General features: G+C 56.9%; 16 protein-coding genes and 2 pseudogenes. 9 read left to right on the top strand and 9 right to left on the bottom strand.

Annotated features, from left to right (window positions below):
* The 5 genes from AC1D35_RS32810 to AC1D35_RS32790 all read left to right on the top strand — a co-directional run.
* A partial coding sequence (locus AC1D35_RS32810; protein ID WP_477942018.1) for an adenylate/guanylate cyclase domain-containing protein occupies window positions 1-274 on the top strand: 274 nt, incomplete at its 5' end.
* A 440-nt stretch (window positions 275-714) separates the two neighbouring features.
* The gene (locus tag AC1D35_RS32805) at window positions 715-948 is read left to right on the top strand and encodes a hypothetical protein (protein WP_007815410.1); all 234 of its coding nucleotides are present in this window, start codon (window positions 715-717) and stop codon (window positions 946-948) included.
* A gap of 923 nt (window positions 949-1,871) precedes the next feature.
* Window positions 1,872-2,921, top strand: coding sequence for an LLM class flavin-dependent oxidoreductase (locus AC1D35_RS32800; protein WP_477942016.1), 1,050 nt, complete (start codon window positions 1,872-1,874; stop codon window positions 2,919-2,921).
* Between the two features lie 422 nt (window positions 2,922-3,343).
* Entirely contained in the window at window positions 3,344-4,132 is a 789-nt protein-coding gene (locus AC1D35_RS32795) for a DNA polymerase III subunit epsilon (RefSeq protein ID WP_477942014.1), read from the top strand.
* Window positions 4,133-4,163: 31 nt separating this feature from the next.
* The gene (locus tag AC1D35_RS32790; RefSeq protein ID WP_477942012.1) at window positions 4,164-4,424 is read left to right on the top strand and encodes a hypothetical protein; all 261 of its coding nucleotides are present in this window, start codon (window positions 4,164-4,166) and stop codon (window positions 4,422-4,424) included.
* A gap of 117 nt (window positions 4,425-4,541) precedes the next feature.
* Here the strand turns inward: AC1D35_RS32790 and AC1D35_RS32785 are convergent, their stop codons facing one another.
* Window positions 4,542-5,186 carry a hypothetical protein gene (locus AC1D35_RS32785; protein WP_477942022.1) on the bottom strand — a complete coding sequence of 215 codons (645 nt, stop codon included), beginning with the start codon at window positions 5,184-5,186 and terminating at the stop codon, window positions 4,542-4,544.
* Window positions 5,187-5,443: 257 nt separating this feature from the next.
* Between AC1D35_RS32785 and AC1D35_RS32780 the strand changes: the two genes are divergently transcribed.
* Window positions 5,444-5,656 (top strand): hypothetical protein, encoded by a 213-nt coding sequence (locus AC1D35_RS32780; protein ID WP_477942024.1) that lies wholly within the window; start codon window positions 5,444-5,446, stop codon window positions 5,654-5,656.
* A 157-nt stretch (window positions 5,657-5,813) separates the two neighbouring features.
* Here the strand turns inward: AC1D35_RS32780 and AC1D35_RS32775 are convergent, their stop codons facing one another.
* Window positions 5,814-6,017: a hypothetical protein gene (locus tag AC1D35_RS32775; protein WP_477942011.1), complete on the bottom strand. Its 204-nt coding sequence runs from the start codon at window positions 6,015-6,017 to the stop codon at window positions 5,814-5,816.
* A gap of 19 nt (window positions 6,018-6,036) precedes the next feature.
* On the opposite strand from AC1D35_RS32775, the gene AC1D35_RS32770 reads away from it, so the two are divergent.
* The gene (locus AC1D35_RS32770; RefSeq protein WP_477942009.1) at window positions 6,037-6,429 is read left to right on the top strand and encodes a response regulator; all 393 of its coding nucleotides are present in this window, start codon (window positions 6,037-6,039) and stop codon (window positions 6,427-6,429) included.
* Between the two features lie 46 nt (window positions 6,430-6,475).
* Here AC1D35_RS32770 and AC1D35_RS32765 read toward each other — a convergent pair whose 3' ends face one another.
* The 6 genes from AC1D35_RS32765 to AC1D35_RS32740 form a co-directional block, all read right to left on the bottom strand.
* Complete coding sequence (locus AC1D35_RS32765; protein ID WP_477942020.1) at window positions 6,476-6,985, bottom strand: sensor histidine kinase; 510 nt, start codon at window positions 6,983-6,985, stop codon at window positions 6,476-6,478.
* Between the two features lie 15 nt (window positions 6,986-7,000).
* Entirely contained in the window at window positions 7,001-7,585 is a 585-nt protein-coding gene (locus AC1D35_RS32760) for a GAF domain-containing protein (protein ID WP_477942007.1), read from the bottom strand.
* Window positions 7,586-7,741: 156 nt separating this feature from the next.
* On the bottom strand, window positions 7,742-8,095 hold the full coding sequence (locus AC1D35_RS32755; RefSeq protein WP_477942005.1) for a hypothetical protein: 354 nt from the start codon (window positions 8,093-8,095) through the stop codon (window positions 7,742-7,744).
* An 83-nt stretch (window positions 8,096-8,178) separates the two neighbouring features.
* Window positions 8,179-8,682: a YciE/YciF ferroxidase family protein gene (locus tag AC1D35_RS32750; RefSeq protein ID WP_113300548.1), complete on the bottom strand. Its 504-nt coding sequence runs from the start codon at window positions 8,680-8,682 to the stop codon at window positions 8,179-8,181.
* 78 nt (window positions 8,683-8,760) lie between these two features.
* Complete coding sequence (locus AC1D35_RS32745) at window positions 8,761-9,369, bottom strand: general stress protein (RefSeq protein WP_477854734.1); 609 nt, start codon at window positions 9,367-9,369, stop codon at window positions 8,761-8,763.
* 30 nt (window positions 9,370-9,399) lie between these two features.
* Window positions 9,400-9,717, bottom strand: coding sequence for a PepSY domain-containing protein (locus tag AC1D35_RS32740; RefSeq protein WP_477942003.1), 318 nt, complete (start codon window positions 9,715-9,717; stop codon window positions 9,400-9,402).
* Between the two features lie 289 nt (window positions 9,718-10,006).
* Here AC1D35_RS32740 and AC1D35_RS32735 point away from each other — a divergent pair, with 289 nt between their 5' ends.
* Together AC1D35_RS32735 and AC1D35_RS32730 are read left to right on the top strand one after the other, a co-directional pair.
* Window positions 10,007-10,183: a hypothetical protein gene (locus tag AC1D35_RS32735; protein ID WP_477942001.1), complete on the top strand. Its 177-nt coding sequence runs from the start codon at window positions 10,007-10,009 to the stop codon at window positions 10,181-10,183.
* 1,380 nt (window positions 10,184-11,563) lie between these two features.
* Window positions 11,564-11,662, top strand: a pseudogene (locus tag AC1D35_RS32730) (MBL fold metallo-hydrolase); the annotation flags it as partial.
* 14 nt (window positions 11,663-11,676) lie between these two features.
* Here the strand turns inward: AC1D35_RS32730 and AC1D35_RS32725 are convergent.
* Window positions 11,677-11,925, bottom strand: a pseudogene (locus AC1D35_RS32725) (winged helix-turn-helix transcriptional regulator); the annotation flags it as partial.
* Window positions 11,926-11,990 lie beyond the last annotated feature (65 nt).

The following is an 11,990-nucleotide window of genomic DNA, read 5'->3' as shown; positions in this document are numbered from 1 at the left end:
AGATAACGCTCTGATCCTCAAAATCGGCGTCCACAAAGGCGCGGCAATTGCTGTTACGCTGAACGAGCGCCTCGACTATTTCGGCCAGACTGTGAACATCGCTGCGCGCGTCCAAGACCTTGCCGACGCTGACGAGATTTTCGTCAGTCAGGATGTTTACGAAGCGATTGGGGTTCGCGACGGACTGGCGGCTTTTGCGGTCGAGCCGAGAACTGCGCATCTTCGAGGTGTGCAACATGATTTGCCGGTTTTTCGGGTGGGAGCAGCCGCCTAAGGCGAGATGACTGCTTGGCTCACAAAGTAAGTTTGCACGACCGCAATCAACGCCGTTGCGACGAGCGAGGTAACGCTACCTCGGCTAGATGGTCCGCCGCTGCATAGCTGCATTGCACAAAAAATGTTTTCCAACTGGTCAAAAAAAGAGCATTATGGTCATAGCTGATGCAACACGACGGCTTTCCTCCCAGTTCCGTCGTTTCAGCTGTTCCCCTCTGGAGGTTTATACCTTCACAATTAATGGGCCACGGTTCTCCGTCGGCCCTCTTTTTTTGCCTGCGAAAATCGTGTGTCGACGCCGGATAAGTCCCGAAGTCTTTGACCTTAGATGTCCGATCGCTTTCGAGGGCAGCGTGCTAGGTTGACGAAAGCAGTTTTCACTACAATAGGGCCTGGCCGAACCACGTGGTAACGCCAAGGAACATGAACCGGAGTACAATGGTGACCGAACCGACCGTAGCAGATGCAATAGATCGCGTTTATGTATCGATCCAGGCTGACAATGCTGACATCGACGCGCATATCGCGACCCTCAAGGCAGCGTTGGCCCGGGAGGGTTTGAAAGAGGCCGTATTCGACCCGGCAAGGCTGGTCCAGAACAATCGTTCTGGTAGGAAGCTGATGCAGGCCTACTTTCGGCAGCGCGGCGTGACGGTAAAATTCTCGGCCTAGTAAAGCCTCCTGGTGACGCCAGAGGTGCACGGCACCTTTTGCAATGTTCGATCAGGGTGTCTCGGGACCGCGACACGGCGGAAGCTGAACTCCATGAACAGAACGTCGACCCGACCAGGGCGAGGGGACGAAGAACGTCGTCCCTTCACCAAATCGATCGCTAGGGTGGTTCCGGGCCGCGACGTGTTCCGTAGAAAACTTATGGGGCGCTCAACCCGTTTCCGGGGAGCGCCCTTTTTGTTGCTCAAAGCGCAAAAACCGACAGACTCGGCAGGCGATTTGACGTGAGGCGGAGATATCGGARGGACGGCTTTGCGTAAAGCGTTTTTCAGTGCAGATCTGCTATGCTTGTGGCCTCGCAACCATCGAATAGAGCACCATTTTGCGTGGATAAGTGTAGCCCCTCATGGGAGGTGATCATGACGCAAAGGCTTCGGAATATAGCGATCGGCTGCGTGCTGGTCGGGATAGCCGCGTTGGTTTCGGCGTGCACGACAGCCCACAATTCAAATCGCGGCGATTTTCAATATCAACCAGGGCACTCCAGGAACCCCGCCTGCAGCCAGGGCTTCAGGCCCACAAATGCGCTTTCTTGCGCGTATTGACTATTCCAACTACGCTCTACCAACTGATCGAAGAGCTAGAGCTTACGAGATGCCTGCTCAGTATCCCTTCAATATCGAAATCACGACCCGCGACGAAGGCTGAAATCCTGTCCGTCTGGAGTGCTGTTGAACTCGGCGGGGATTAAGCTGTACCGAACGAGGGGCATCGCGTAGTTTCACGCCGTTCGACGATTTCGATGGTGACGATCGAATTTTTCGCCATTTCATTTCCGAGCCCGGCACATCACTTAATTCCCAAAATCCACGTGAGAGGGCGTCGGCAAACATGGCCGACCTGGCCCGAGGGAAAAAATGATCATGACAAACTTCGATGTCGAGTTCGGATTGGACACGTTTGGTGACGTAACGCACGATCCAAACGGCCAACCTGAGAGCTATGCCCAGGTCATTCGCAACGTCATCAAAGAGGCCGTCCTTGCTGATGAGGTCGGTATCGATTTCTTTGGAATTGGCGAACATCACCGCGAAGACTTTGCGATCTCCACTCCTGAAACCGTCCTGGCTGCAATCGCAACAGTGACTGATCGGATCAAACTTGGCTCGGCGGTGACCGTATTGAGTTCCGACGACCCTGTGCGAGTGTTTCAGCGCTTCGCGACCGTTGATGCTGCGTCGAATGGCCGTGCAGAAGTCATCCTGGGGAGGGGCTCTTTCACAGAGTCCTTCCCGCTGTTCGGATATTCGCTCGACGACTATGAGACGCTGTTTGAGGAGAAGGTTGAGCTATTTGCCCAGCTTCTGGACCAGCAGCCTGTGACCTGGTCCGGCACGACCAGGGCGCCATTAACCGGACAACGCGTGTTTCCTCTCGTGGAGAAGGGGCCATTGAAGACTTGGCTTGGCGTTGGCGGCAGTCCGAACTCCGTGATCCGGGCCGCCCAATACGGTCTACCTCTGATGTTGGCTATTATCGGCGGAAGTCCCTATCGCTTTGCACCCTACGTCGACCTGTATAGGCAGGCGTTGGAAAAGCTGAACCAACCGACGCTTCCTGTTGGCGTTCATTCGCCAGGCTACATCGGGCAGACTGATGCCGAGGCAAAGGCGGAGTTCTGGCCTCATTATCGGGCGATGCGCGATCGCATCGGTCGTGAACGAGGTTGGGGGCCGGTTACGGAAAGAGAATACGAAGCGGAGATCGACCAGGGTTCGCTTTACGTGGGCTCGCCGGACACCGTGGCCGAAAAGCTCGCTCCGGTCATCGAGACGCTCGGTATTCAGCGCTTTCAGTTGAAGTACAGCATCGGCACGATGCCACATGAGTCCCTTAAGCGGGGCATCAAGCTGTATGGGCAGGAAGTCGTTCCGGCCGTGAAAGCGAAAATCGCAACGCTCGCTGCAGCGTGATTGGGGTGGGCAATCTGGAACGAATTCTTGACGGACCGGCGAGACGATCGCCGCTCTACTTCTGCGATTTGGAGGTGCCAAATAGATCGCGGTGCTGATCCGCTGCTCAGAACATTCTCCAGAATGGAGTAGCGACAGTGGTGGAGCAGGCCTCTTTTAGCCATGTCGCGAAGGTTCAGGATATCGACGATACGGTCGGCTTCATCCGATTCCAAGGTGACTAGGATCACGCCATGAAAATCGGACGGCCATCCAGTGAAAACCTCGATTGCGGACCAATATTGGTCAGCCCAATTCTTAGATGCTGAAATCTTAACTGGGCCATGCCATAACGTTAGGGTTGGGAAAATAGTTGGCAAGCCTGTCGACCGCCGCCGGATCGGTCTCTGGACTTTTCCGCGAGCGCGCCGAAATATCCAGGTATGTTGATTGATAGCGGCGGGATCGCATTAACTCCTCCAAATCAAAAATCTCGCATCCGGGTCATAGACCTCGAAACAGGCGGGAACGGCCCGAATGATGTTTGCGAGATCGGATGGCAGGACGTTGTTCTTGGGAATGACGGCGTTTGGCGGGTTGATGATGAGCGCGGCTCGCTGCTCATAAATCCAGGGAGACCGATCTCTCGTGATACGATGGCAATCCATCACATCTTGGATGTCGAGGTGGCGACAGCACCTTTCTGGAAAGAGGTCGCGTCCAGCATCTTACGGCCGCAAGGTGGGGCAATCGCGCTGGCTGCGCATCGGGCAGCTTTCGAGCAACGATATTGCACGCCTAGATTTACCGGTGGAGCGACCTGGATATGTACGTGGAAATGCGCACTTCGTCTGTGGCCTCAACTGCCCAGGTTTTCCAACCAGATGCTCCGGTATCTGCGCATGCCCGAGGGATTGGTGCACGCGATCGGCCTTCCCGCCCATCGCGCGATGCCCGACGCGTACGTGACCGCACACCATCTGCGGGACATGCTGAATGAGTCCACCTTCGAGCAGTTGGTGGAATGGAGCGGAGAGCCGGGACTGTTGCCACGAGTGCCTTCTGGCACCGAGCGCGGCAAGAGTTGGGATCAACTGGATATTGCGACATTACAAGTGTTCGCTCGCGATCGGGATACCGACGTCCGTTTCAGCGCGGAGACCGAACTTCGCCGTCGTGGCGACGCGGAAGTAACAGTGACTGACAAAGACGAGCAGGGAACGTTGCTTTAAATGTGGTGCGCCACGCAGAGGTGAGGTTTTGATGTCAGAACGAATGTCGGAACGCGCCAAGGGCGACATCGAAGCCATTTTGGAGCGGCTTTATAAGGTTTCCCCGGAGCTGGATAAAATTGCCGCCGATTGCGAGAGAGCTTTGCGGCTCAACGCCGAAACCAGAGGCGACTACATCTCGCCGCGAACGGTGCAGGCGTTTTCCGAAATGCGCGATGCGGTGGGCAAGCTGTATGGCTCCGCCCGGAATGCGATGAACGAAGCCAATAGATTCTTTAAGCCGAAGTCGTAGGTAGTTTCGCTGCGGGTGCGCAATGTGGGCACAGCGCGGACGTAAACCGCAAAGTTTTCGACAACCATTGTGAAGCGGCTAACCCAGCGATCACAGAGGAATGCAATGCCAACAATCCTAGCGCAGCAGGCCGTCATTCCCGAATTCCTCCCATCCGCTCAATCCGCGCAGAGGTTCGTCAGCGTTCTGTTCAGTTCGCCCGGCTTTCTCTTGCTTTTTCAGCGAACGCGTCAGCTTCGCCTGGTACGCGGCGCGTCTGCGATTTTCTGCCTTCGCCGCCGCGTCTTCCTCTCGCCATTCGTCCACGGCGGCGCGGTCGAGCAAATCTTCAACGACACGGGGATCGAATACGTGGAACCTAATTTTCCTGGCCCGCCGCCCCTGCAATCTGACCGTTCGCGTTCCGGCGCTCGGCAGGCGGCCGTCATCCACCCAACGCTTTCGTTCTGAAGCCGTTATCGTGAGGATATCCTCGATCTCCCGAGGGATGATCGGAAGGTTGGCGATGTCCGTCAGTGCCGTGGCGACGGCCGTCGAGGTCGCTCGGAACGCCGTCTTGGAAGTCTCCGGCATGATGAGGGTGAGTGCGCTCGCCTGCATGTCCAACGACTTCCTGACCGCCGACGGCAGCCGGGAGCGGATCTCCTGCAGGATTCCCTTGACCCGGATCGCGGATCCAAGCGTCGCGGTTACCGGAAGCGGCCATTCCCTGATCAGCTCGGGATCGTCGCTTTCTTTCTTTTTCGTCTTCGTTTTGGGCATATCGGAGCAAATGGGATTGGAATGGTCGAGCGTCAACGGAACTAGCGCTCAATTCCTACGTTTTGCCAGCGAGGAGCAACCCCAATGTCTGTGCCGAACGAACCTATCGTACCGCCGATATCACCCCCGCCAGTCGATACGCCGCCACGCGATCCCGACCGCATCCCCGGCGAAGAGCCGTCCCCCGATCCCGAACCGGACGAGGGTGCCGCTTCGAGGACCCGCACTTCGACACATTGCCCGACCTGGAAAATTATGTGCCGGAACGTTCGTCTTCAGCCGGAGGAACGGCGATGAGGGTCGATTGGCGGGAAGACCTGCGGCTGAAACTTGAAGACTTCGTGGACACACTGGTTGTGAAGGGCGCCAAGCAGGCGGACGTGTATGACGCGATCGTCGCGGAGATTGCAAATCTTCGCAAGGCATACGAGCGCGATCCCGACCCCGCTGAGGGTCGAAGTATTTGTTGAACTGAGGTTAGTCTGCAAGCAATCTTCGCTCGAAGAGCACAGGATATCGGCCACGGCGGAGTGACTTCAGAATGGTAAGGTCACTTCCAACGGCCGCAGTTCATGCCGGCGGACCCTCGTCTGGCCGTGATCGTGAAGGTACTCAGCGTTTTGTTCACTAGACAGTCCATCCGGCTTCAAACGTGCCCGTTCTGCGAAGCGAGAAGATCACCTCCTTGAGCGCTATTTCGCGGACAAATTTGAGGAGCACGATCTGACCGACAATGTCGCCTACACCTGCGACGACACTTTCTCTCGCGGTTATTTTCGGAATCATATCAAAAGCTTGGAACAAGCCTTCACGGATGGTGTTACCGAACATGGATAGTGAGCAACTCGACATGGTCCCGGAACCCATTGCACTCGTCGTGGATGACGAACCGTTGATACCCATGGATACCGCCGACCTCATGTCAGATGCCGGGTATCACGTCGTAGAGGCGGCCACGGCCGACGAAGCTTTCGCGTTCCTCGAAAAATACAGCTCGTTGGAGCTACTCTTTACGGATGTGCAGACAGGTGGGGACCTTGACGGTTTCATGCTGGCCAAGAAGGTCGCCGAGCGGTGGCCGAACATAGAGGTGGTCGTCACATCCGGAGCGAGAATGCCGAAAGAGGGGGACCTCCCGGGCAACGCGAGTTTTATTCAGAAGCCATTTTCTGCTGAAACCGTTCTTGAAGCATTGAAAGCTCACTTTCCGAACGGACCAAGCAAGCCCCGAGATATCAGCTGATATGCGGCACGGGCGCCCGCCGTTCATGGCATCCGCGCCGGCTGGACTATAGGGGCATCGTCAACGTAAACCGGGTATCGGATTCGTCCGAGTGCACAGAGAGTTTTCCGCCGTGCACTCTGGCGATCTCGCTCGCTATATAGAGACCCAAGATCCAGACCCTGCTGGMTGCTTCTGACTTCGCCTCCGAAGAAGGGCCGAAACAGGGCCGGCTTGGCCTTTTCTGACATCGGCTCGCCACTGTTGGCGACCCAGAGTTCCAGGTGTCTCCAGTCGTCGTTGCCCCGATTTCGATCGGCTTTGTGCGGTCGCCATGTGTCACGGCATTGCCGATTAGGTTCGAAAGAAGCTGGGAAATGCGGGGATGGTCGCAACGGACGTCGCGATCGAATTCGAAATTGGAGACGATAGCCAGATTTGGATGCACCAACCGGATCTCTTCAACGACGTTTTCCAGAACCGGGCGCAGGAAGGATTCTGCCAAAACGTCCAACTCCAATCCGTCGTCGAGGCGCGCATTTGCGAAATCGAGAACGTTGTCAACGAGATCGCGCATGCGCACGGTGCTCGACTACATGAGACCAAGAACGTCACGATTGTCCGCGTCCATACACTCCGCGCGATTTAAGCGTCTGATGCCCGCCAATATGGAAGCGATTGGATTTCGCAAATCATGACCAAGCACCGTGACGAACTGCTCTCGAACGACCGCGAGCTCGCGCTCCTCGGCAAGGTCGATCTGCGCCTGAACGACATCGGCATTGCCATCCAGATTCTTGGCAATCAGCTTGGCGAAGAGCTGGAACATGCCTATCGTCTCGGGATTGTCGACCTTGTGAGGTGCTGGGTCGATGGCACAGAGCGTTCCGAAAAAGCTGCCGTCGCGACGCATGATCGGGACGGAGATATAGCTTCTCAAGCCATAGATCGCAGGTGTGTGATGGTCGCGGTACTGGAGGTTGTCATCGACGTCGTCGATGACAACAAGATCGTGGCTTTGACGGATCTCGTGGCAAATCATCGACTCGACCTTGAGTTCTCCACCCACCCTTAGCCCGAAATCGACGTTGTCGAGACCGGCGCAGACCATGCAGCGGCTGTCAGTGACTCGAGCGACAGCGCAGATCACTTCGAGGATTGTGGGAACCTCGGACATCCGGCCGATCGCCTGGACGCCTACCTGGATGTCATCGATGGTATCGCTCCTTCTGTACCTGTGATCTTACAGCTTCGAAGCGGGGAAGTCATTTCGGGCGGCATGACGCTGAGGTGAGGACGACAAACGAGAAATGTCTCCGTCGAGCGCCTGTCCTTAGTCGTATTTCAGGGTAGCCTTCAAATGCTTGAGATCGGCATCCTGCCGGGCTGTCGCCTGCTCGACACCATATCGATAGGAAGAATTGGTCTCGGCGATAATCTTATTGAGTTCCGTGATCTGGCTCTGCAGCTCATAGGGCATGCAGGCCGAGGTGATCGTGTTCCCGGAAGCCGTTGCGGCCCGTCTCATCACGGGTGCGCGGCCCTTCCATCTCTCGTTGAAGGCGTTTGACCAGGCCTCGGGCGTAACGTCCGAAAGCTGCAGGACCATTGTCGTGAGCGGCCCTACGGAGGCCCCGGATGCGCCCTCGTTCAACTCGACGATGCTGATATCCTGAAATTCGGTCATTGAAGCGTTCCTTCTTTTGGCTGTCCGAATTGCGTTGGCCGGTCACCGCGGCGGTAAGCGGTGACCGGAGGGCTGCGTCAGTGTCAGGCAGCCTTCTCGGCATTCTGATTGACGACCTTCGTCGCAATGGACGTCAGGGCGATGTCGGTTGCCTGCTCCTCGTCGAGCGTCGTCTGAAGGAGCTTGGCGGCATCCTTCATGCCCAACTCCAGCGCCCATGTGCGCAGGGTGCCATAGCGCGACATCTCGTAGTGTTCGACCGCCTGGGCTGCGGCAAGAAGGCCGGCGTCAAGGGCTGGTGCGCCGGCATACTCTTCCATGATCTCAGCACCTTCCTTGACGATGCCCATCATAGCGTCGCAGGTCTTCTGCTCGGGTTTCTTGCCGATGATCTTGAAGACATCTTCGAGACGGGTGACGTGCACCTTGGTCTCGGCGAGATGCTTCATGAAGGCGTCCTTGAGCTGCTTGCTCGTGGCCGCTTCATGCATCTTCGGGAGCGTCGCAACGATCTTGTGCTCGGCGAAATAGACATCCTTCAAGGTATCGTGGAACAGGACGTCGAGTGTTTTGGTTTGCTTGGCCATGATTGGCTCCTTTGTTTTGGAATAATTTATGTATGGGATCGGATTTCCGCTCACGTTCACGGCTGCCGTGTATTGTGATCAGGCCGCCGGAGGGCGACGGTAGCGGTCACGTTCCTGTTCGATCTCCTCTGGCCCGTACGGGTCGAGTGTGTCGTCGAAACGTGTCCAGCCCTGCTCGTTGTAAACGGCCTTGCGTTCTGTAGGATCGACCCAGTTCGAACGCTTCAGGATTGCTTCGGCTTCGGGCGCGAGAGCATCGTCTACCTTGGCAGTGACCAGGGTGCCGCCGCGACGGACGCCTTCCGCGTAAAAATTGGCGTCGTCTTCCGAGACACCAGAGCCCGTTAACGCCCCGATCAATCCGCCGGCCGCCCCGCCCGCTACCGCACCTGTAACGGCGCCAACTGCGGTCGCCGCAAGCCAGCCGGCAGCAACCACGGGACCGACGCCTGGAATCGCCATGATACCGAGACCCGTCAAAAGACCGCCCGCGCCGCCGACAACGGCCCCGAGGCCCGCGCCGGATTCTGCTCCGGTCGCAGCTCCCGACTGCTTGTCGGAATGGCGCTCGTCCGAGTTGTTGGAAACGATGCTGATGTCATTCGATGGAACGCCGGTTGCCTCAAGCGCGCTGACGGCGGAGCTTGCATCGGTGTAGTCGTCGAAAAGTCCAGTAATGGTTTTCATGAAAGTATCCTTTGGATTTGAGGAGGGGCGTTATTTCGCGACGACGTTGCCCTGATAGTCGAGGGCGACCATGACGGCCTTTCCGTCCTTCATGCCGGCCGCCATCCAGATGCCGCTGTCATCCTTCTTGAGGTCCTTGACTTCGGTAAAGCCGGCCTTCTCGATGCGGTCCTTGGCCTGAGCCTCGGTGAAGCTGTTCGCGCCTGCGACGGGTGCAGCCGGGTTCTTCGTCTCCGGCGTCGCGACCGCTGGCGTCCCGGCATCGCTGGAGGGGGCGGGGGGTGTCTGTGCGGCAGCCGCCAGTGCCGACGCTCCAAGGAGCGCTACGGCCAGGATCATATTTTTCATTGAGGTTCTTCTCTTTCTCAGACCGGGTTCACACGGCCGTGACCAGACAACCGGTTCAGCCGGTTTAAGTTCCTTGGCGGTGGGTATCTCTCGAGTCAGGTGAGGGCCGGTCCCCGCGTTTCACGGCGTTTGCTGGCAACGAGCAGATATCGCGCGATGAACGTTGGTGTTCTTTCTCAACCGCCAGCGCGTGATGCGGAGCGTTTCGCCTGTAAAGCGAGAAACAAAATAAAGCTCTTGCTAATGCTGCCGGAAGGGCAGCTTGTGCATATTCATTGAGGAGATTGACATGATCGAATTCAAACAGGTCGACGGCAGCAAAGAGCGATCAGCGGAAATCGGTGAGCAGCTCAAGAAGCTCGATGCTGAGATGGCATCGCCCAATATTAAGGAAACGAAGCACGCCGAACTCAATGCGCTTCATCGCAAGTTGAGCGCCGAACGTGAGGCCTTATCCTCACAATAGTCACGACAAGGTGAGGATAAGGAGCTGAGAAGCCTCCGCAAGAACGATGACGGGAGCGGGCAGGTTAGGCTTTCTCAGAAATCGATCGGCGAGAGGCTGTGGTTTAGTCCCCTGTGGGAAATGTTCACGGGTCAGCCCGTCGAAGACAGCGCGGGAATGGGATGGCGGGCGTCTTGTCACCTAAAGAAAGGTCGCCGCTTACTTCGAACTACCATCAATCGAAACGCCTATCCGTGGACGACAACAGTTGCAGGTCTCTCACGCGGCGTTTGACGCGGCGCTGCTGAATGACAAGAAGATCGGCCGATCGCTGAACTGCCCCAAAGTTCATGCCTGAGCACTCTTGAAACTATATGGGTTCAGCAGAAGATGCGCACATTCCGTCACCACCCTTAGCTGCGTATTAGCATCTGCGGAAGATACTGTTTGCTTTGTCACCGACGAGGGCGCATGGTCCCGCCTCCAGCAGTAATCACTACGAGCGCTGCTGTTGAGGGCCTCCAGACCATAGCCGACCAAGAGGAGGGCCTCATTTCCTTAGGAATTCCGTTAGATATCTGACCAGCCAAGACCTTATAATGGTGCCGCGGGTACGGGAGTGATGTCGGCGACACCGGCGATACTCTTCTCGAACGGCGTCAAGCCACTAGCCTTGCGATCAAGTAATGGTCCGCCTCTTCCAAGAGGGAATGACGGATCCTGCCGACCTAACCGTCCAATTCGAGGGACATTTCGGCAAACCCAAGAGGGCCTGCTGCTTCACGCCTCAACCCGAGGTCTTCCAACAAGACTCCCGGGCTACAGTTCGCTGAGAATGCAGGCAAAGGCGCTAGATAAAGATGAAGCCACCAATTTATGATGTCGACGATAATCAACGCATCGGCGAGTGTCGACGCATTTTCGATAATTTGACCAAAGAAATCATACTTCGGGCGGTGGAGGCCGGTTGGCGCGAAAGCGAGGCCTCGATAGCTCTCGCAGACGCAGCGGAACGGTATGTCATCTACGTCGCTACCGCTCCGCGCGCAGTCCGTCAGGCTGCGAATGGCAACTTGATACCCGATGCCTGAGGGTGGATTGATGTGATGGACGAAGTGATTGCGGGGGGCGGCCAGTGCGCGTGGAGCAGTCGGAACTCGTGACGGCCTACAAGTATTACCGCAGGGGTCTGGAGCACCGGCTTGTCGGCGTTTCCGACGATCGTAGGCGTGGGCGCATGTGGAAACATCAAGTTTCTTCCACCTAAACCAGTGGCATCTGATCCGGAAAAGGGGCCGGTAGGTTGGGTAGGTTCAGCCTGGTGTGTTGACCCGACGCCCAAGCGAGAGCTTGCGTTTCGAACGAAAACTCGCGCTCGATCATGACGCCGTGCTCAACAACGCGAACGCTCCGCTTCGAATGCTCGGATACCATTGGACTTATCCAGGGGTCGGATATGTCGAGCGGAAAGGGTCGGCATATCGGTTCCTGCCGGGGTGAGGGCTTTGTCGCGGCTATGCCGCTTCTGACGCTCGCTGGCGGTTTTGGACGATGATGGCGACCTCGGAAGAGTGGCGCGTTCCCCATTCGCACAACGGCGCGAGAACTTTGGCCAGGCTGTTGCCGAAGTCGGTCAGCTCGTATTCGACGTGAGGCGGGACCGTCTTGAAGTCGATGCGACGAATGACGCCATCATCAACCATCTCCTTGAGATGCTGGATCAGCATCTTCTCGCTCACGTTTGTCACGAGCTTGCGGAGTTGACCCTTGCGTTTGCATCTTCTCGCTCACGTTTGTCACGAGCTTGCGGAGTTGACCCTTGCGTTTG

The sequence above is a fragment of the Rhizobium sp. P1_E6 genome, assembly GCF_056405875.1.
This window is presented reverse-complemented; position numbering and strand designations above follow the sequence as displayed.

Coding starts and splice junctions, on each gene's coding strand:
- AC1D35_RS32800 (WP_477942016.1), top strand. CDS start 1,872: ATGACAAACTTCGATGTCGAGTTCGGATTGGACACGTTTGGTGACGTA.
- AC1D35_RS32785 (WP_477942022.1), bottom strand. CDS start 5,186: ATGCCCAAAACGAAGACGAAAAAGAAAGAAAGCGACGATCCCGAGCTG.
- AC1D35_RS32805 (WP_007815410.1), top strand. CDS start 715: ATGGTGACCGAACCGACCGTAGCAGATGCAATAGATCGCGTTTATGTA.
- AC1D35_RS32770 (WP_477942009.1), top strand. CDS start 6,037: ATGGTCCCGGAACCCATTGCACTCGTCGTGGATGACGAACCGTTGATA.
- AC1D35_RS32790 (WP_477942012.1), top strand. CDS start 4,164: ATGTCAGAACGAATGTCGGAACGCGCCAAGGGCGACATCGAAGCCATT.
- AC1D35_RS32735 (WP_477942001.1), top strand. CDS start 10,007: ATGATCGAATTCAAACAGGTCGACGGCAGCAAAGAGCGATCAGCGGAA.
- AC1D35_RS32750 (WP_113300548.1), bottom strand. CDS start 8,682: ATGGCCAAGCAAACCAAAACACTCGACGTCCTGTTCCACGATACCTTG.
- AC1D35_RS32760 (WP_477942007.1), bottom strand. CDS start 7,585: ATGTCCGAGGTTCCCACAATCCTCGAAGTGATCTGCGCTGTCGCTCGA.
- AC1D35_RS32755 (WP_477942005.1), bottom strand. CDS start 8,095: ATGACCGAATTTCAGGATATCAGCATCGTCGAGTTGAACGAGGGCGCA.
- AC1D35_RS32740 (WP_477942003.1), bottom strand. CDS start 9,717: ATGAAAAATATGATCCTGGCCGTAGCGCTCCTTGGAGCGTCGGCACTG.
- AC1D35_RS32775 (WP_477942011.1), bottom strand. CDS start 6,017: ATGTTCGGTAACACCATCCGTGAAGGCTTGTTCCAAGCTTTTGATATG.
- AC1D35_RS32745 (WP_477854734.1), bottom strand. CDS start 9,369: ATGAAAACCATTACTGGACTTTTCGACGACTACACCGATGCAAGCTCC.
- AC1D35_RS32795 (WP_477942014.1), top strand. CDS start 3,344: ATGTTGATTGATAGCGGCGGGATCGCATTAACTCCTCCAAATCAAAAA.